The organism is Sphingobacterium yanglingense, assembly GCF_004363245.1.
GTDB classification, from domain to species: domain Bacteria; phylum Bacteroidota; class Bacteroidia; order Sphingobacteriales; family Sphingobacteriaceae; genus Sphingobacterium; species Sphingobacterium yanglingense.
Genome location: NZ_SNYV01000014.1, coordinates 569,203 through 588,674 on the forward strand (window position 1 = coordinate 569,203; position 19,472 = coordinate 588,674).

At 40.8% G+C, this 19,472-nt stretch carries 21 protein-coding genes; 13 read left to right on the top strand and 8 right to left on the bottom strand.

The genetic code is table 11. The features are described from left to right. Nucleotides 1–3 precede the first annotated feature (3 nt). The 6 genes from CLV99_RS13645 to CLV99_RS13670 all read left to right on the top strand — a co-directional run bounded on the left by CLV99_RS13645 (nucleotide 4) and on the right by CLV99_RS13670 (nucleotide 6,389). Nucleotides 4–1,668: a UxaA family hydrolase gene (locus tag CLV99_RS13645; protein WP_133585043.1), complete on the top strand. Its 1,665-nt coding sequence runs from the start codon at nucleotides 4–6 to the stop codon at nucleotides 1,666–1,668. A 21-nt stretch (nucleotides 1,669–1,689) separates the two neighbouring features. Beyond that, nucleotides 1,690–2,994, top strand: coding sequence for an alpha-L-fucosidase (locus CLV99_RS13650; protein WP_133585044.1), 1,305 nt, complete (start codon nucleotides 1,690–1,692; stop codon nucleotides 2,992–2,994). 1 nt (nucleotide 2,995) lies between these two features. Continuing rightward, nucleotides 2,996–3,760, top strand: coding sequence for an SDR family NAD(P)-dependent oxidoreductase (locus tag CLV99_RS13655; RefSeq protein ID WP_133585045.1), 765 nt, complete (start codon nucleotides 2,996–2,998; stop codon nucleotides 3,758–3,760). A gap of 98 nt (nucleotides 3,761–3,858) precedes the next feature. Beyond that, nucleotides 3,859–4,713, top strand: a complete 855-nt coding sequence (locus CLV99_RS13660; protein WP_133585046.1) for a fumarylacetoacetate hydrolase family protein — start codon at nucleotides 3,859–3,861, stop codon at nucleotides 4,711–4,713. A 45-nt stretch (nucleotides 4,714–4,758) separates the two neighbouring features. After that, entirely contained in the window at nucleotides 4,759–5,589 is an 831-nt protein-coding gene (locus CLV99_RS13665) for an amidohydrolase family protein (RefSeq protein WP_133585047.1), read from the top strand. 11 nt (nucleotides 5,590–5,600) lie between these two features. Beyond that, nucleotides 5,601–6,389 (top strand): L-fucose dehydrogenase, encoded by a 789-nt coding sequence (locus CLV99_RS13670; RefSeq protein ID WP_133585048.1) that lies wholly within the window; start codon nucleotides 5,601–5,603, stop codon nucleotides 6,387–6,389. Nucleotides 6,390–6,549: 160 nt separating this feature from the next. On the opposite strand, the gene CLV99_RS13675 is transcribed toward CLV99_RS13670, so the two are convergent. The 5 genes from CLV99_RS13675 to panB form a co-directional block, all read right to left on the bottom strand. Next, nucleotides 6,550–7,605 carry a patatin-like phospholipase family protein gene (locus CLV99_RS13675; protein ID WP_133585049.1) on the bottom strand — a complete coding sequence of 352 codons (1,056 nt, stop codon included), beginning with the start codon at nucleotides 7,603–7,605 and terminating at the stop codon, nucleotides 6,550–6,552. A gap of 58 nt (nucleotides 7,606–7,663) precedes the next feature. Further along, on the bottom strand, nucleotides 7,664–8,449 hold the full coding sequence (locus CLV99_RS13680; RefSeq protein ID WP_133585050.1) for a murein L,D-transpeptidase catalytic domain family protein: 786 nt from the start codon (nucleotides 8,447–8,449) through the stop codon (nucleotides 7,664–7,666). Between the two features lie 84 nt (nucleotides 8,450–8,533). Beyond that, nucleotides 8,534–9,589, bottom strand: coding sequence for a L,D-transpeptidase (locus tag CLV99_RS13685; RefSeq protein WP_133585051.1), 1,056 nt, complete (start codon nucleotides 9,587–9,589; stop codon nucleotides 8,534–8,536). 272 nt (nucleotides 9,590–9,861) lie between these two features. Continuing rightward, nucleotides 9,862–10,461, bottom strand: a complete 600-nt coding sequence (locus tag CLV99_RS13690) for a hypothetical protein (RefSeq protein WP_133585052.1) — start codon at nucleotides 10,459–10,461, stop codon at nucleotides 9,862–9,864. 22 nt (nucleotides 10,462–10,483) lie between these two features. Next, nucleotides 10,484–11,299 (bottom strand): 3-methyl-2-oxobutanoate hydroxymethyltransferase, encoded by an 816-nt coding sequence (gene panB, locus CLV99_RS13695; RefSeq protein WP_133585053.1) that lies wholly within the window; start codon nucleotides 11,297–11,299, stop codon nucleotides 10,484–10,486. A 200-nt stretch (nucleotides 11,300–11,499) separates the two neighbouring features. Between panB and CLV99_RS13700 the strand changes: the two genes are divergently transcribed. From CLV99_RS13700 to CLV99_RS13730, 7 genes are all read left to right on the top strand, one after another. Beyond that, on the top strand, nucleotides 11,500–12,243 hold the full coding sequence (locus CLV99_RS13700) for an RluA family pseudouridine synthase (protein ID WP_133585054.1): 744 nt from the start codon (nucleotides 11,500–11,502) through the stop codon (nucleotides 12,241–12,243). A 12-nt stretch (nucleotides 12,244–12,255) separates the two neighbouring features. Next, nucleotides 12,256–12,858 carry a TlpA family protein disulfide reductase gene (locus tag CLV99_RS13705; protein WP_133585055.1) on the top strand — a complete coding sequence of 201 codons (603 nt, stop codon included), beginning with the start codon at nucleotides 12,256–12,258 and terminating at the stop codon, nucleotides 12,856–12,858. A gap of 7 nt (nucleotides 12,859–12,865) precedes the next feature. Beyond that, entirely contained in the window at nucleotides 12,866–13,699 is an 834-nt protein-coding gene (gene pyrF / locus CLV99_RS13710; protein ID WP_133585056.1) for an orotidine-5'-phosphate decarboxylase, read from the top strand. Between the two features lie 161 nt (nucleotides 13,700–13,860). After that, a complete protein-coding gene (locus CLV99_RS13715; RefSeq protein WP_133585057.1) occupies nucleotides 13,861–14,715 on the top strand; it encodes an ABC transporter ATP-binding protein in 855 nt (284 codons plus the stop codon). After that, a complete protein-coding gene (locus tag CLV99_RS13720) occupies nucleotides 14,699–15,511 on the top strand; it encodes a hypothetical protein (protein WP_133585058.1) in 813 nt (270 codons plus the stop codon). The genes CLV99_RS13715 and CLV99_RS13720 overlap by 17 nt, the downstream gene beginning before the upstream one ends. Then, nucleotides 15,512–15,889, top strand: coding sequence for a GntR family transcriptional regulator (locus CLV99_RS13725; protein ID WP_133585059.1), 378 nt, complete (start codon nucleotides 15,512–15,514; stop codon nucleotides 15,887–15,889). 2 nt (nucleotides 15,890–15,891) lie between these two features. Continuing rightward, the gene (locus CLV99_RS13730; RefSeq protein ID WP_133585060.1) at nucleotides 15,892–16,770 is read left to right on the top strand and encodes a hypothetical protein; all 879 of its coding nucleotides are present in this window, start codon (nucleotides 15,892–15,894) and stop codon (nucleotides 16,768–16,770) included. A gap of 33 nt (nucleotides 16,771–16,803) precedes the next feature. Here the strand turns inward: CLV99_RS13730 and CLV99_RS13735 are convergent, their stop codons facing one another. From CLV99_RS13735 to pstC, 3 genes are read right to left on the bottom strand one after another with little or no spacing between them, the layout of a single operon-like run. Next, nucleotides 16,804–17,613, bottom strand: coding sequence for a phosphate ABC transporter ATP-binding protein (locus tag CLV99_RS13735; RefSeq protein WP_133585061.1), 810 nt, complete (start codon nucleotides 17,611–17,613; stop codon nucleotides 16,804–16,806). Then, the gene (locus CLV99_RS13740; protein WP_133585062.1) at nucleotides 17,568–18,422 is read right to left on the bottom strand and encodes a PstA family ABC transporter permease; all 855 of its coding nucleotides are present in this window, start codon (nucleotides 18,420–18,422) and stop codon (nucleotides 17,568–17,570) included. The genes CLV99_RS13735 and CLV99_RS13740 overlap by 46 nt, the downstream gene beginning before the upstream one ends. Further along, on the bottom strand, nucleotides 18,422–19,309 hold the full coding sequence (gene pstC / locus CLV99_RS13745) for a phosphate ABC transporter permease subunit PstC (protein ID WP_133585063.1): 888 nt from the start codon (nucleotides 19,307–19,309) through the stop codon (nucleotides 18,422–18,424). The genes CLV99_RS13740 and pstC overlap by 1 nt, the downstream gene beginning before the upstream one ends. Between the last annotated feature and the right edge of the window lie 163 nt (nucleotides 19,310–19,472).

Below are 19,472 nucleotides of genomic sequence, written 5' to 3' on the forward strand. Positions count from 1 at the left end.
CAAATGGATAAGGTAAAAAAGGTTTTCTTACAGATACATCCGAAAGACAATGTGTTGGTGGCTTTAGTCGATCTTGAAAAAGGGTTTACTATTGATTGGAATGGTTATTCTTTCGTGTTAAAGGATAATGTATCGGCTAAACATAAGTTTACTGTAAGCAATTTGGATAAGAATGCAGAGGTATACATGTATGGTGTACTGGTTGGAAAGGTGAATCAGGCATTAGAAATTGGAACATTGCTTACGGTGGATAATCTCCGGCATGCGGCAGGGGATTTTGAGTTGGGCAATAGAAAATTGGAATGGCATAAACCGGATGTATCAGGTTTCGTTAACCGTCGTTTCAAAGGTTATCATCGTAGCAACGGAAGCGTAGGTACTGCCAACCATTGGCTGGTGATTCCACTCGTGTTCTGTGAGAATAGGAATGTGCTAACGCTTAAAGAAGCGCTTGAAGAAAAATTAGGTTATAAGTTAGATAGTAAAGATTATTCTTTTGAGGTTGAGGAGCTGATAGCGCGATATAAATCGGGAGCTTCGGTTGATGAACTTTTGAGTGTTGATTTTTCAGCAAGCCCGTTGAACGCATCGCAAAAGAGACTCTTTCCGAATGTTGATGGCGTTAAGTTCTTGAATCATGATATGGGCTGTGGTGGCACAAGGATGGACTCGGATGCCCTGTGTGGCCTGTTGGCGGGATATATCACCCATCCTAATGTAGCGGGAGCTACGGTATTAAGCCTGGGTTGTCAACATGCGCAGGCATCGATATTACGGAATGAGATTGCTAAGCGCGATCCTAACTTTGATAAACCACTGTTTGTTTTCGAACAACAACTGGAAGGCACAGAGCAAGGATTGATGGAAAAGGCCATCAAATCGACATTTGCTGGATTGGTTCAGGCGAATCAGCAATCTCGGGAGGAAGCAGGTTTAGATAAATTGTGTATTGGTCTAGAATGTGGCGGTTCGGATGGTTTCTCTGGTATTTCTGCAAATCCGGCTTTGGGCTATTTGTCAGATATGTTGGTTACGTTGGGAGGTTCTGTGATTCTTTCGGAGTTCCCTGAACTCTGTGGTGTAGAGCAGGAGCTGAGTGACCGTTGTGTGGATGAGGAAACTGCCGAAAAATTTATGTTTCTGATGAAGAGTTATAATGCCAAGGCCGAGGCAGATGGATCAGGTTTTTATATGAACCCTTCACCTGGCAATATCCGTGACGGGCTGATTACTGATGCTATTAAGTCTGCTGGGGCAGCTAAGAAAGGGGGGACATCTCCTGTGGTTGCAGTAATCGATTACCCAGGAGTTGTCAATGAGCCCGGATTAAATCTGCTATGTACACCAGGCAATGATGTGGAGAGTACGACGGCTGAAGTTGCTGCAGGGGCAAATGTTGTTCTTTTCACTACGGGGTTAGGTACACCTACAGGGAATCCTATTGCTCCTGTTGTCAAGTTGTCCACGAATACGAAGACCTTTCAAAAGATGCCAGATATCATCGATATTAACTGCGGAACTGTTATCGATGGAGAGGAGAGTATTGCTGAGGTAGCCCAGAGAATATTGGAGTATGTCATCGCGATAGCTAGTGGCGAGCAAATGCCGAAGGCGGTTCAGCTGGGGCAAGATGATTTTATTCCTTGGCGAAGGGGAGTTTCACTTTAATATAATTAACCACGATAGGATATGAGAAAGATAGTACTGACATGTTTGTTGTTGTTTCACCTGCTGTCTGCGATAGGGCAGACGGGATATAAACCTGGTCCGGAAAACCTAAATGCTCGCAAATGGTTTGAAGAAGCTCGATTTGGCGTATTTATTCATTGGGGCGTGTATAGCATATTGGGAGACGGAGAATGGGTTATGAATAATCAGAATTTTGGGCTGCGGGAATATGAACTATTACCTCGTTTCTTTAATCCTATTGATTTTAACGCAAAGCAGTGGGCTAAGTTATTTAAGCAGAGTGGGGCTCGGTATATCACTTTTACGAGTAGACATCACGATGGATTTTCAATGTGGCATACGAAACAATCTGCATACAATGTAGTTGAGTCTACTCCTTTTAAGCGTGATATTGTCCGAGAATTAGTGGATGCCTGTCGAGAAGAAGGTATTAAGATCATGTTTTATTACTCTTTATTGGACTGGCACCGGAATGATTATCTACCTGCTGGAAGTACAGGACGGGGGATTGTTGGACGGGATTCGACGCAGTCCGATTGGGGGAAATATATTGCTTTTATGAAAGGTCAATTGACTGAGTTGTTGACGCAGTATGGTACCATTGACGGTATTTGGTTTGATGGACATTGGGACAAACCTAATGCGGATTGGCATTATGGAGAGATTTATAGCCTTATCCATCGTCTACAACCGCAGTGTCTCATAGGGAACAATCATCATATTGCACCTATAGCGGGGGAGGATTTTCAGATGTTCGAGCGGGATCTTCCAGGACATAACACCACAGGATTCGGTACTAAGGCGGAGGATATCGGGGCATTGCCCAAGGAGGTATGCGGTACTATCGCCGGATCTTGGGGTTTTGATATCAAGGATCGTAAGCGTAAGTCGTTTCAGGAAGTAATCAGCTATTTGATAAAAGCGGGCGGATACGGTTCCAATCTGTTGCTGAATGTGGGGCCTATGCCTAACGGTGAAATCCAAGATTACCAGCAGGAACGATTACTGGAAATGGGAAGTTGGTTGGATACCTATGGGGAGAGTATCTATGGTACCCAGGGAGGTTTTATAAAACCTACGGATGATTATGCTTTTACCCGAAAGGGGAATATTGTCTACCTGCATGTATTGAATACGAAGTTGTCGAAATTGGAGGTTCCTAATTTTGATATCGGTATACAATCCATGACTTCATTTGACAAGAATCAAAAAGTGAAGTATACGTTAAGTAATTCAACCTTACAGGTTAGTCTTCCACTTGTTGTAGAAGATAAACCTTATGTATTAATAATAAAAACAAAATAGTATGTCAAAATTAGTTGGTAAAGTCGCTGTTGTAACCGGTGGAGGTAGTGGAATAGGTCGAGCTATAGTGGCATTATTTGCGGAGCAGGGAGCTACTGTGCATATTTTTGATCTTAACGAGAAAGACGGGATGGCTACTGTAGAAGCGGTTGTTGATGCTGGAGGAAAGGCTATATTGCATTTGTGTAATGTTACGGATCAAGAACAGGTAGGAGCGATTATTGGGCAGATTGGGAGAGTAGATATCTTGGTCAATAACGCTGGTATTGCCCATGTCGGAAATGTCGAGCATTGCTCGGGGAAAGATTTTGACAAGGTGTTTAATGTAAATGTGAAAGGTGCCTATAATATGCTGCATGCGATAGTTCCGTGCATGAAGAGCTATGGAGGCGGCGCCATTTTAAATGTAGCTTCTATAGCTGCTCTTGTCGGTATTTCTGATCGATTTGCCTATTCTATGAGCAAAGGCGCGGTATATGCGATGAGTATGTCTATAGCTAGGGATTACCTAAGGGATAATATACGTTCCAATTCGATATCACCGGCACGGGTTCATACTCCCTTTGTAGATGGCTTTATTCAGAAAAACTATCCTGGTAAGGAAGCTGAGATGTTTGATAAACTTTCTGCCTCACAACCTATAGGAAGAATGGCTAAACCGGAAGAAATTGCTAAATTAGCTTTGTTCCTCTGTTCGGATGATGCCGCTTTTATTACAGGCAATGATTATCCGATCGATGGCGGGTTTATTAAATTGAATAATTAATAGAAGATATGGGATTGAAGATATGAGATTTGAGGCGAATACACTGTCTGATATCTCAGCTCTAAAATCTAATATCTCTCATCTAAATACTATAGAAAATGAAATTAATACGTTACGGCGAGTCCGGTAAAGAAAAAATAGGGGTTCAGATTAATGGAATAAATTATGATACCACCGCTTTTGGTGGCGATTATGACGAGCGCTTCTTTGCGGAAAATGGTTTGGATAGGTTGGAACAGTTTGTTAAAGCTAACGCAGGACAGCTTACGGAGATCCCTAAAGATAGCCGGCTTGGTGCTCCGTTTGGTCGACCGTCAAAGATTGTTTGTATTGGGCTAAACTATAGAGATCATGCGGAAGAAACGGGAGCTGCTATTCCTGCCGAACCTATTATATTCATGAAATCCACTACGGCGCTTGTTGGTCCCAATGACCAGGTAGTTATTCCTAAAAACTCGGTTAAGACAGATTGGGAAGTTGAGTTTGGAATTGTGATCGGCAAGAAGGCTACGTATGTGGAAGAATCGGAAGCATTGGATTATGTAGCAGGTTACGTGTTGCACAATGATGTTTCTGAACGCGAATTCCAGATTGAACGTGGTGGAACATGGGACAAAGGAAAAGGTTGTGATACTTTTGCTCCTATGGGACCGGTGATGACTACGAAGGAAGAGATTCCGGATATCAATAACGTACGCCTGTGGCTAAAAGTCAATGGTAAGACCTACCAAGAAGGCAATACGAAGAATCTGATTTTTTCGGTAGAGCATGTGGTTTCGTATGTTTCTCAGTTTATGACTCTATTGCCTGGTGATGTTATTTCGACAGGAACGCCTGCAGGTGTCGGATTGGGGTTTAATCCACCAATCTATCTGAAAGAAGGAGATGTGATTGAACTTGGCGCTGATCATTTGGGCGAACAGCGACAAGAAGTTATCGCTTGGCGTAGGTAGTTGCGTGCTTAAGGTAAGAATAAGAGATTTTCAAAGAGATAGACGATGCGTATAGATTCACACCAACATTTTTGGTTATTTGACCCTGTGAAGGATGCTTGGATTACGAACGATATGAAAGTAATACAACGTAATTTTCTACCAAATGATATTTCAAAGACACTTAAGGATAATCGAATCGATGGCGCGGTGTTAGTACAGGCTGATCAATCTTTGCGGGAGACTGATTTTTTGGTTGAGTTGGCCGGTGCTTATAAAATGGTGAAAGCTGTAGTGGGCTGGGTCGATTTGCGGTCAGATGATATCGAAGAGCAGCTTCAGAGACTCTCTGTTCATCCTATTATCAAGGGATTTCGGCATATCATAGAAGCTGAAGCGGATGTAGATTTTTTGATGCAGCCTACTTTTCAACGAGGTATTAAGGCGCTTACGAAACATGGTTATACCTATGATCTATTAATACATCCTAGGCATTACAGTAGTACTCTGAAGTGTGTTGCAGCTCATCCGAAACAGTCATTTATGTTGGATCATATGGCAAAGCCTGCAGTGGCTACTGGTGAGTTTGAAGAATGGGCTACTTTTATTGAGGAATTGGCTGCCTTTCCAAATGTATATTGTAAGATTTCGGGGCTCGTAACACAAGCGGACTGGAACAATTGGTCTGTCACTGATTTTGAACGTTATGTACAGCATGTAATTGCCTGTTTTGGTAAGGGGCGTATTTGTTTTGGTTCCGACTGGCCGGTTAGTTTGGTGGCGTCTACCTACGAAGAGGTCTTGATGATAGCCAACACTTACATGGACGAGTTTAGCGAATCTGAACGCGCCGACTTCTGGGGACGGAATGCTGTAAGGTTTTATCACATAACATAATATTGATAGGTATGGATTTAAATTTGAGAGATAAGGTTTTCATTGTGACTGGAGGTGCTAAGGGGATCGGACGAGCTATTGTCCTAGCTTTAGCTAGAGAAGGGGGGATACCTATCATTGTGGGCCGGAATGAGGATGATAATATCTCGGTTCGAAGAGAAGTTGAAATTCTCGGAGGGGAGGCTCTGACGATACAGGCAGAGTTATCTAACCCGGACGAATGTGTTCGTGCTGTCGAAGAGGCATTGGCTCGTTATGGACGTATTGATGGGTTGGTTAATAATGCAGGCCATAATGATGGTGTCGGATTGGCTAATGGAGATTATCAAGGTTTTTTAGCGTCTTTACATAAGAATTTGATTCATTATTATCTGTTGGCTCATCATGCTCTGGATGCATTGAAGCGGTCAAAAGGAACAATTCTTAATATCAGCTCGAAGACTGCAGAAACTGGACAGGGCGGCACATCTGCTTATGCCGCTTCTAATGGGGGGCGTAATGCCTTAACCCGCGAATGGGCGGTAGAATTATTGCCTTTCGGAATACGTGTGAATGCTATTGTTGTAGCGGAGGCTTCTACGCCTCAATATGATTCCTGGATACAGACTTTAGAAAATCCTGAGGATACGCTTCAGAAGATTAAAAACCGTATACCATTGGGAAATAGAATGACCACAGCGGAAGAAATAGCTGATACGGCGGTGTTTGTATTATCCGATAAATCAAGTCATACTACAGGTCAATTGCTCTATGTAGATGGTGGATATGTACACCTCGATCGCGCGTTGATTAAGGAATAATATTTTTGACGGATGGTGGTGAACCATCCGTTTTTTTTTATAAAAATGTCCGTATTATTGATTAGACATTATATTTCAAGACATCAATGAGCTTTCTTCCCGATAATGTCGGGATAGGTTCATTGCTTTTGGGATTCAGCAGCTGGCGAGTTATGAAATTTTATCTGGAAAGAAAGTTCCAAACAGATTTCTTTCTCCGTTCTACTTCTTTTCTATCGTGAATGAGTTCATGTGCGAGTTTGTCGATGACCAATTCGTTTTCACTGATTACTTTATCGGATAAGGCTACTATTTTTTGGATATTGGATTTGCTCGCTGCATCCATTCCGGGGTCGATAGAGGAGAGGTTGGTGGGCTCTATGCGTATATAGTTGCCTGCTCGGTTTACGGAGCGGAAGAGTTGTTTGATAAAGTAGTCATTACTCTCCGACGAGCTTGAGGTCATAATATCCACTAAAGCGGGACCGATGGATATGGCCCACTTTTTCTTGAAATCTTCATAGTTGTAGGCATTTTTGGTGATTCCTGTTCCCAATGAAAGGATGTGTATGTCATTTATACTGAATGTGTTGAAGTTTTTTAGTACTTCGATAAGTGCAGATATTGCTGGGTTGTGTGCGAATAGTCCTCCATCTACAAGCACATAACGGGTGTTGGCGAGGGAGAATATCTCAGCTACTGAAAAGAAAGTTGGCGCTGCAGAGGTAGCTCTACATACATCTCGCAGGTAAAAGTCTCTTGTGTCTCCATGGCTTATAGCTTTCTGTTGTCTAAAAAGATGGTTTTTGCGAAGCTCGATATTGTATGCTGTTATGATGCATGGTTTGATGAGTTCGCTGAGTTTGGTATCCCCAAAATAATCCGCGAGTATTTTTTCGATGACTTCCTCATTATATATCTCACTGACTAAACCAAATTTGCTTAAGAACTTTCTCCACTTACTGGCCGAAAAGATAGTCTCTCCATGTTCGAGGTAGATGTCCAATGCTTCCCGAGCAGAGTATTTTGGCTTATTGGGATCCTGTTCAGAAGGGAATAGTAGAATGGATGTTAATATTCCACCGGTACTGGTCCCTGAGAAAAAGTCGAAGTATTCCGATATATGGGTTTGGGGATTTCCACTGATTTCTTTTAGTCTGTCTTCAAGAGCGACTATCAGCATACCGGGGATGATTCCCCGTATTCCGCCCCCATCAATAGAAAGTATTCGCTTCATTGTTCTTTATTGGCTTGAAGCTAAAATAGCGAATTAGTTGCGGAAAAACAAGGTGGGGCTAATTCATTACCCCTTGACCTGTTTGTGTTTCTACGATATCTTTTTGTGCAATCAATGTTGTCGGTTTCGCTTTTAATACTTTTGATTGAGCCAGATATGTTTTGTTGTCTGCATAGATAAAGAGCATTGTTCCGTCTTTGATGGTATTTATGATCGGCTTGGCAACATCTCTTGGTAGCGCTGGGCATCCGTAGCTACGTCCTAATCTACCCGTAGAGTTGATGATAGATTGGCTACAGTAGTCAGCTCCATGTACGACTACGGCCCTAGGTTTAGCCTGATCGTTGATTCCTTTTTCCAGTCCGTCAAGAACCAATGAATAACCATTTCCTCCTTGATAAGTATTTACTGTTTTGTAAAATCCAAGTGAGCTCTGGTGTGATCCATGTTCGTTAGAAAAGGAGTTCGCATATTTTTCGCCACTATTTCTCCCGTGAGATACAATGGTATGAAAGAGCATTTTTTTGTTTTTTAAATCAATTACAGCCATTCGTTTTTCTGTAGAGGGTAGGGAAAAATCGATAACGGTGATGATGTCCTTATTTTTAAAGGACATGTTGTAATACCCGTTCATGGCCATTTCGAATGCTTCAAACTTGAGTTTTCCTTCCAGGGCTATTTCTTTGTAGAGCTTTGCTATGGAGGACTCACTTTCGTCTTCTTTTAGTGAGTCTACATGTTGTGCTGTAGGGATAGTTTGAGGTTTAAGTTGATTAGGTTTGCTGAATATGGCATAAAAGCCCGCAAGTGAGGTTAAACCTATAATAGCTATTGTTTTTTTCATATACACACATTTTCCTTCCGCATACAAAGGTCGTTACCAATGTGTTATAAAAATGTTAAGAAATGTTAATTCTTTTTGATAGGATTAATTGATGACAATTACGAGTGATGAAAAGGGCTTTATCCAGTCGTAAACGAACTTGGCATGGGATGATGCATTTCGTACACACATATGCGAACGAGGAGTGGTACCTAATGTCCAGCTGTATTCTATAATTTTCGCTTTTGGATCATTTGTGGGTACTCCATGTATATATGCACCGTTGGTAAATCTACTGGCCCAGGGTGCGTAGCCTGCTATATTGGTTGTCCCATCAGCGTAATAGAACATTTTTGGTTTTTGTTCCTGAAGCAAATATATCCCGACAGGAGTCTCCATACCATAGGGAGGATTATGTTTGCCTGTTGTGGAGGGGTTCATGCTCCGTATAATCCAATTATTGTCCTTGTGTTCCAATGCGCATATATTTTGATTGGTCACATCGACTACAACGATATGTTTGAAGGAAGCAGTATCACCAATGGCTTTGATATAGCGTTTGGGAATATCCCATTCGCCTTCAATATTGGTAAGACCTTTTATACGTACCATATTTAACGTGTCACTTGATAGCAATTTGACAAGAGACCCATCTCTTCCATATATGGTTGGGACTTTGGTTTCGCCAACCTTATAGAGTGGAGCAGACTGATAGCGCTCTGTTCCGAGTGTGTCTGATACTCTTTTATAGGCATTTCGTTTGAAGTTCGCTACTGTTGGAGCTTCTCCATTTTTATGCTTATAGTTTGCCACTAGACCATAGTTATTGTGTTCCCGTTGGAAGTTTTCGATATATGCCAGCCTCTCTTTGATTTTGTCCCATTGGAATACGCGGAATGTATCTTTGTATTTGTACCTGTCTTCCAAGGTATATTTATCATATATCAATTCTTTGGTGAGTGTGATATCTGCTGCGGTCCGAGGGCGCATTTTCTCTTTTTCCTCTTCAGCTTTTTTTACTTGGGCAATGCTATCTATTTTTATTTTTTCTTTATCTACTGTTTGAGGTGATGCCTTGCGGTCACAGGAGTACAACAATGCTAGCGCAATGATAAAGACCATAAAACTGTTAGCGCGGCTTATGCTACGTAAATATTTCATATAGGGGTTAATCTTAATAATCACAAAGAGTATAGCAACGTTTGTACCAAAAATGATTGAACGTCTTTGAATTGGTGTTTTCAGTCGGAAAATGGCTGTTTTCAGCTAGATTAGAAAAAGCTATATATAGCATAAAGTCCCCTCAAGTCCGTTCAAGTCTACTCAAGTCCCCTTAAGTCCGCCCTAGGTAGTGTGTAGCCGGTGTATAGTAAAGAGATTCCTGGGATATCTTCAGAAGCGATAGTAGATTTATGAAGGCGTATTAGCTGCTGCTAGATAATAGGGAATAGTTTGCTCTCGATTGATCTGTTGAACAGCTGTAGCTTGTCGAAGAAAGGTTTATTATCTGGATTTTCCTGTAGGAGGTAGGGAAGATAAACTAGCTTTTGTCCAACTGAAAGTTGATAATAGCCCATATGTAAACCGTTGTTTTTTTGAACAGCACGAATTTCTTTTAGTTCTGTTATATCTTTTAGAAGATTGAATTCGAGAGATTTACCATTAACCCATTCTATATGTACATCTTGGGTTTCAGAGTCATAATGTATCTGTTGATCACGTACTATTTTGATGTGATTGTTGAGCACAAAGAACTGAGCAATCAGATATATACTTATTGGAAGCATAATCAATGCAATCTTAAATTTGGCAGCGAGAATTACTATAAGTACCAACAGTATTAATCCAGAACCTACGGTATAAAGGGTTCGCTTTAGCCCCCTTTTTAGTAGCTGCGTCGGAGTAGATATTTCAATAACGCGAGATGATTTAGTTCTTTGTGGCGGTTTATTGAAGTTGAAAAAATTGAGCCGGCGGAGTGTGAAGTATATCAACACCGCCAGCAAAATACCTATGATGATTATTTTTCCCAAAGTATGGTCTTAATATAATGGGTTAATACTGCTCATTTTCGTTTGGATAGTTCACCGCCTTGACATCAGCTACATATCGTGCTGCGGCGTTTGTAATCTCTTCATAGAGATTGAGATACTGACGTAAGAATTTTGGCTTAAAGTCTTTTGTCATGCCCAACATGTCGTTTACGACTAATACTTGTCCATCACAACCGCTACCGGCTCCGATACCTATGGTAGGAATCTCCAAAGATTTAGAGACCTCTTCTGCCAATTGTGCCGGTATTTTCTCTAGGACGATGGCAAAACAGCCTGCATCTTGTAGTGCAAGTGCATCAGCTTTCAGTTTCTCAGCTTCAGCATCTTCTTTTGCGCGGACCCCAAATGTTCCAAATTTATTGATAGACTGTGGGGTCAGTCCAAGATGTCCACATACAGGGATACCAGCGTTTATTATTTTCTTTACATTGTCGATTATTTCTTCTCCCCCTTCCAGTTTCAGCGCATGTGCGCCTGACTCTTTCATCATTCTCACAGCGGCTTCATAAGCTTTTTCTATGGACCCTTGGTATTCACCGAAGGGAAGGTCTGCTAGGACAAGCGCACGCTGGCATCCTCTCGCTACAGCAGATGTATGATAAATCATATTGTCGAGTGTAATCGGGAGTGTGGTTTCGTACCCTGCAAAGACATTCGCTGCAGAGTCACCTACCAGAATAACATCTACCCCTGATTCATCTAAAGCTCTGGCCATTGTATAGTCATAGCCTGTCAGCATACTTATTTTTTCGCCACGAAGTTTCATTTCTTTGATGCTAGAAGTAGTGACGCGCTTAATGATTTTATTTACGGACATGATATAATTGTTTTGTTGCAAAATTATAAATAATAAAGGTGCTGTCTGCATATTAATGTAAAAACCTTATGTTGCTAAATAGTCACCTAGTTTTTATATTTTTCCTCTATAGTAAAATTTAATGGATGAGGAGAGCTACATAGTTCGCCTTTACACTCAATTATATTGTGTGTAAAGGCGAATTTATGTAGGTTTGTATCATGATTCAAAACGACAACCGTTTATTTAAATTTCCGAAATTCAACGATCTTATCATTCATGAGGATGATAATCTTATTGTAATCAATAAACCTCCTTTTGTGGCGTCTTTGGACGAGCGTGAGGGAGGAGAAGTTAATATCCTTCGTTTAGCAAAACGTTATTATAGCGATGCACAGATTTGTCATCGGTTGGATAAGGATACTTCTGGTGTACTTCTTATAGCAAAGAATCCGGAAACTTATCGATTGGTTTCTATTGAGTTTGAAAAGAGAAGAGTGAACAAAGTATATCACGCAATAATACAGGGGACTCATACTTTTGATAATCTAACTGTTGATTTGCCTATCTTGAACCAAGGGAATAAGAATGTGAGTATCGATCGGGCGAATGGTAAACCTGCGGAAACGATTTTTAATAGTATACGTTACTTTAAGCATTTCACGCTGGTGGAGTGTCGTCCTATTACGGGACGGATGCACCAGATCCGTATTCATTTGGCAACACAGCACGCTGCTATCGTCGGTGATGCGATGTATCGGGGTAAGCCGGTTTATCTATCGCAGATAAAGAAACGGGGTTTTACGATGTCCAAAGATGAGGAGGAATTGCCGATTATGAAGCGTTTTGCTCTTCATTCAAAAAGTGTAGCTTTTACTATTGATGGGAAGAGTTATGCCTTTGAAGCGGAATATCCAAAGGATTTTGCTACTTTACTGAAGCAATTGGAAAAATTTGATAGCTAATCTTTGGAAATAATGGCAGAAAAGAAGAAAATTAAGAATATCGTCAGTTGGATTGTTTTCGTGGTACTTATGGGGCTGGTCCTATGGTCGCCGAGCCGGATTTTTATACAACAGCAGTTGATGAAAATTGGTTTTTTTAAGCCAAAATTAGAAAAGCCAGTAGAGTTGGAAGGGGCAGAGAAAGTGAGCGTTCAGGATTCTATCGATGATAAGGCCTCATTTTTAAATGCGAATAATGTCGTCTATGATACCGAGCAGCTGAAGGGAAAGGTGCTGTTTATCAACTTTTGGGCGACTTGGTGCCCTCCTTGTCGAGCAGAAATGCCATCGATTCAGAAGTTGTATGATAAATTTAAGGACAACGATAATATCGAGTTTTTGATTGTTGAGATTGAAGGAGATACGGAAGGAACGGAGAAGTTTTTAACAGACCAAAAATTAAAACTACCTATCGTATATCCCAATGGTGAGATTCCGTCCAATTGGTTGGGAGGAGCCATTCCTACTACGGTGATATTGGATAAGAGTGGAAAGATTGCTGCAAAAGAAGAAGGTATGTATGATTATTCGACCAAGGAGGTTGAAGCGTTCGTACAGAATCTTATTGATCAATAAAATTTAAATGAATAGACAGGAGTTAATAGAACAGATTAAAGAGAAGCAATCTTTTCTTTGTGTTGGTTTGGATACTGACATTACTAAGATACCGGCCCATCTTCTTGATGAGGAAGATCCTATTTTTGCTTTTAATAAGGCCATCATAGAAGCTACTGAAGATCTTTGTGTTGCGTATAAGCCTAATATTGCATTTTATGAAAGCTACGGTGTCCGTGGCTGGCAGTCGTTGCAAAAAACATGGCAAGCAATTCCTAAGAGCTGTTTCAGTATTGCTGATGCCAAACGCGGAGATATCGGTAATACGTCCAATATGTATGCTCAAGCTTTTTTTGATGAGGCAGTCTCGGGGATGGGATTTGATTCTATTACAATAGCACCTTATATGGGTAAAGATTCGGTGACTCCATTTTTAGATTTTGAAGGAAAATGGGCGATTGTGTTGGCGCTGACTTCTAATTCTGGGAGCAAGGATTTTCAGAACTTTTCGAATACAGATGGTAAGCAGTTGTTTGAAGAGGTAATTGATAGAGTAAATACCTGGGGTACTGTAGAGAATCTAATGTATGTCGTAGGGGCAACGCGTGGAGAAGCTTTTTTGAAAATTCGGGAACATGCTCCGGACCACTTTCTATTGGTGCCTGGTGTTGGGGCTCAAGGCGGATCTCTTCAGGATGTCTGCCAATACGGTATGAATAAAGATTGTGGCTTGTTGGTGAATAGCACCCGTGGTATTATCTATGCTTCTAATGGTAAGGACTTTGCTGAACGGGCTCGTGAAGAAGCGCAGAAGCTTCAAAAGGAAATGGCGTTAGAGCTTATTCAAGCCGGGGTGATTTAATGCCTGATTATTTTGGCATCAATAGCCTTTTTTAGCGAAAAGATATAGTTATAAGTGTATGGAGCGATCATTAATAGATCGCTCCATTTTTTTATAGAAATATTTTTTGAAAGTTTACATATCTGTACTATATTAGTGTATTATTTAAATAGTACACTAGTATGATAACTATTAAAAACTTAAATTTTAGCTATTCCAAGTCTCGTCCTTTATTCAAAAACTTGGATTTGAATTTACAGGGAGGACGTATTTATGGATTGCTTGGGAAAAATGGTGCAGGGAAGTCCACTTTATTGAAGAATATTGCAGGACTGGTTTATCCTCAGGAAGGAAGCATAGCAGTTCTGGGTAAAGATCCGACTCAGCGATTGGTAGAAACTTTGCAACAGATTAGCTTTATCCCAGAGGAGTTTCACCTACCCGCAGTCAAGTCTGACGCCTTTGTGAAGGCAAATTCGGGTTTCTATCCCGATTTTGATCACAGTTATTTTAAAGAGCTGATTCAAGAGTTTGCTATTCCTGTTCATGAACAGCGGTTGGCGGACATGAGTTATGGACAAAAGAAAAAATACATTATTTCTTTTGGTTTAGCGAGTCGAACAAAGTTAATTATCATGGATGAGCCTACGAATGGTTTGGATATACCTTCCAAAGCTCAGTTTAGAAAGGTTATGGCGTCGGCTTTAACGGATGACCGTTGTTTTATTATTTCTACACATCAGGTTCGCGATCTGGATAATTTAATTGATACCGTAATCGTACTCAATGATCGTAAGGTGGTCATGAATGCTACAATCGATCAGTTGGCCAATTCGTTTTTGTTTCGGAAAATGGTCGAACTGCCTTCAACAGTCATCTACGCAGAACAGGCGATGGGAGGTTATAACACGATTTCGGTAAACAGTGGAGACGAAGATTCAAAAGTAGATCTTGAGTTACTTTTTAATGCTGTTTTAGAACAAAAGATACAATTTGAAAACCTTTTAAACACCTCGTACAATGAACAATACGCTTAATAGTAATCGCCTTGGCATGCTGATTCAGAGGCAATGGATAGAATTTGGTAAAATTTACCTGATGTCGTTGGCTGTGTTGGCAGGGATATTTATTGCTTTCTACGGCTATAGTATTTATAACGTATACCGACAAAATGCAGATAACCATGCTTTACAGTCCATGTTGTCTTTTCGCCCTTATCTTTTTGTCTTTATGAGCTTATTGTTTATCACCATCATATCGGGAACCTATTTTTCTAATCTCGGGCAGAAACCTAAAGCTATCTTTGAATTGCTATTACCGGCCTCGAAGTTAGAGAAGTTCTTTGTCGCCATATTCTACACGACCATCCTGACCACGGTATCGTACCTGTTGGTTTTCTTTTTGGTCGATCTAGGCTTTGTCAGTTATATCCGGTCAAATTTTTCTTCTTCATACAGCTATTTTGATCAAGAAAGCGGGCGTGAGGTCGTAGTTGATCAATTAATGTTTTTTTATAAGCAAGAAATCAATTCTAAGGTGTATTTAATGACATTTTTACCTTATTTATTAAGCGCCCTTTTCCTTTTGGGATCGATTATGTTTACGAAGTTCCAGTATATCAAATCAGCTGTCTTACTAACGGTTTACATTTTATTATATATCTTATTTATGCTAAAGGTGATTCAGTTTTTTACACAGGATACTATACGTATTAGTGAAGGGGTGTTTAGTGAAGAGGTAAATATATTAAGAGTTATCTGTGGTCTAGGAGTATTGGTGACAGTCGCTGTATGGGGGATTGGGTATTTGAGATTGAAAGAGAAGGAGGTTTAAATGGATTTTAATAACGGTAAGGCGATTTATTTGCAGATTGCAGAACATGTATGCGAGCAGATTATGTTGGAACATTGGAAGGCCGAGGATAGGATCCCGTCGGTACGGGAGCTTGCTGTGGAGCTGGAGGTGAATCCCAATACGGTAATGCGTACCTATGATTTTTTACAGCAGCGGAATATTGTTTATAATAAACGCGGGATTGGTTTTTTTGTTAGTCCAAATTCAAAGAGCGAGGTGCAGGCGTATAAGAAAGGTATTTTTATAGAAGAAGAGTTGCCTCGGGTTTTTAGAAATATCTATTTATTGGATATAGGGCTGGACGAGTTGAAAGATCGTTATCAATTATTTGTAGATCAAAATTTTAAAACAAGTTAGTTATGAACAGAAGTACAAAGATATTAATCACTTTAGCGATATTACTATTTGTGATACCTGTAGGAGCTGTGGTGTTGTATACGGCATCGACTAATGTAGATTCAAAGGAATATGCAGAATCCGTAAAAAAGGAAGGGCAGGACCCCAATGCTCAGGATCATTTCCTGGTAACCCATAAGCTAAAAACATTTAATAATATCCATATTGCTAGTGATGGGTATAGTTATGTAAACCTGTACTTGGTCGAGAGCAAGGACTATGCTGTAAAGGTGGATAAGAGAAATGAAGGACATGTTGTATGTAGTATTGATGCATCTGGAGGATTGAAAATTGAGTCAAATCCGGGAAGTCGATTTTCAATGATATCGATTTACGTATTTGCACCTGTAATCGGCGAAGTGCACCTGTCGAATATGCAAATCGGAAACCTGGAAACGAATTTAGATAGTCTACGCGTAGTCGGAGATCGCATAGCTAATACCATTCGGTTTGGAGAAAACAAAAAACTAGCGCGCTTGTCTTTATCTTTGACAAATTCCAATATTAATTTAGGAAGTGCCTTGGAGGATTGGGCTCCGAATGAGTTGGAAGCTTTAAAGGTATTGTCTCTCAATTTGGATAAAAGCACGCTAGCGTTGAACACCAAAAATTATCATCAGATAGATGCATATTTGAATAATTCTGGGCTTTCAAATGCTTTTTTTGAACGGAGGGGGGAAGACAGTGTAAAGTATGCAATCGAAGATCTGAACCTGACTACAATAGGTAATTCTAGAGTGGAATTTGATAAAGTACTTTCGATAAATCGTGTCTCCGGAAATTTATCGGATAGCACGGTGACAAGTTTGCCGATATCACTACTCCGAGATCTTATCAAATAATAAAAAGAGAGACTGTCTAAACAGCCTCTCTTTTTAACTGATAAAACCCCTTACATATTGTTGGGTGAGTTCATGCTGTGGGTTCAAAAGAATATCTTCCGTTTTTCCAAATTCTATTATCTCGCCGTTGTATACAAAAATGATGTAATCGGAAACCCGACGCGCCTGTCGAAGGATATGAGTTACTAAAACAATCGTGTAGTCATTCTTTAGGTCTATCAGCAGATTTTCAATGGTCTGTGTAGATATGGGGTCTAGGGCAGAGGTGCTCTCGTCCCCAAGAATGATCTCCGGTTGGACTGCGAGGCCCCGTGCAAGGCAAAGCCTTTGTTGCTGTCCGATAGACAGGCTAGTTGCCGAGCTGTCCAGCCTGTCTTTGACCTCTTCCCATAGTCCTACATTTTTCAGTTGATTTTCAACAATATGCTGTAGTACTTTTTTGTTTCTTTCCCCATGTATCCGTGGGCCGTAAGCTATATTATCGAAGATAGACATAGGTAATGGAAAAGGGCGTTGTGAGAGCAGCCCCATTTTCTTCCGGATATGAGTTACTTCGGCGTCTTTTGCATAGATATCCTCTCCATTTACGAGTACCGATCCAGATACTTTTACATTCTTACTGTCATCCATAAGCCGATTCAACGTCTTAAGCAGGGTCGTTTTTCCACAGCCCGAGGGGCCAATAATGGATGTTATCGAATTATTCGGAATATCGAGATTAATATTTTTTAATATATGTTTGTCTTCTATATACACATTCAAATCCTTGATTTGGATGTGGGGCAACACCGGAAGACTTACAGTTTGTGTTTCTTCTGTTTGGAAGCTAGAATGTGTGTGCATATGACGATAAATAAAATTACAAATGTTAAGATCAGTGCAGAAGCGTATGCCCGCCCTTGAACTTCGGGAATAGGGCTGCTAAGCTGAAAGAATATAGCCAATGGTAGCGTCGCTGCCGGTTCATCAATGTATAGCGGCAGATTATCACTAAACCCCGTGGTAAGGAGTACCCCCGCAACATCACCTATGGCCCTGCCAAAGGCAAGGAGGACTGCAGTAAATATCCCCGGTTTTATGTATTTCAATAGTACTTGTGCTGTTTCCCATTTTGTCGCCCCAAGAGATGTTGTGATGTTTTTGAGGTCTAACGGGGTGGTTTTCAGTAGTTCGTCCAGCGTACGTACGACTATCGGAATGGTGAGTAGTGTTATCGTGATAACACCTCCTAAGAGGGATGCACGGATACCTAACCATACCATAATGCTGAAAGCGATGGCACCATAAACAATTGACGGGATTCCAAACAACACGTCGAACAATAACCTTGAAGCGCGCACTAGCGCAGCGCTTTGATTGGTATAGATATTAAGATATATGGCTATAGGGATACCCAGTAGACAGGCGAGAACAGTCGATAACCCAGCTAAGTAAAGCGAACCTAAGATGGCATTTAAGATACCTCCCTCTTTTCCTATGTAAAAGCCTCCTTGAGGAACTTGACTGATCATTTCCCAGCTTAAAAAGGGGAGCCCCTTAAATAGGATGATTCCAATTATTAAGAAAAGCGAACCCGTAATAGATATCCCTGCAAATTGCATGAATAGTTTTGCGATTTTTTCTTTTCGTAATCGTGATTTGATAGTTGACATTAGACTTTTTCCTCCAGTTTATTTAAAATAACACGCGAAATCAGGTTGAACCCGAAGATGATTACCAATAATAGTAACGCAGCAAACATTAAGGCCGCATCATAGCGCGGTATAGACATCATCTCTCCGAAGTTGTTGGCTATCAATGCCGGTATGGGGTAGCCTGCATCGAATAGGGACTTGGGTACCTGGGGTATATTTCCACAGACCATTAACACAGCTATAGTCTCTCCAAAAGCTCTGGATATTGCCAGTACTACTGCCGCGAGGAGTCCCGGTCTGGCTTTTTTGATAATTACTTTTTGTATTGTTTCCCATTTGGTGGCACCCAGAGACAATGAAGCTGATTTTAATTCAGCTGGAATTGTTTGTAAGACTTCTACCATAATACTGATCATAATTGGGAAGATCATAACAGCAAGGACTATTCCTCCCGATAGCACCGAGTACCCCGAGGTAGAGCTTCCGAAAAACGGAGCGATATAATCTGCAATTAATGGTACAACAAATAAAACACCCCAGACGCCATAGAGCACCGGAGGGATAGCAGCTAATACGTTCATTAAAGGAAGTACCGTGTTTCGGAGTCTATCGGAGGCGTATTCGACAAGGTACAAGGAAGCCATAATGCACAGGGGGACAGCTATTGCCAGAGCGATGACCGTTACCCATACGGTGCCCATAATAAATGGGAGGAATCCAAACTTTCCCTTTAAAGGAGACCAAATACTTTGTGTCAATATGGAAAATAGACTTTGATCTTCGAGGAGCGGCAGGGCTTTAATAGTCAATCCAATACCTATAAAGGCAATTACAGATAGGGTTAATATAAGCAATGCGAAAAAGGCTCTCCGTATCCATCGGTCTTTCCATAGTCTTATTTTCATATGTGTATAATTATTCGTTCATTTAATTGTTTTCTCGATGGAACTCATGAATGCTTCGCATTTATTTCATGGGCTATCTAAAATGTTACCAATGACAGATTACCTACGGTGAGCTCGCAAGCTCGGTCTGTAAACTGTGCCGTCCTCTCGACCGAAGTGGAGA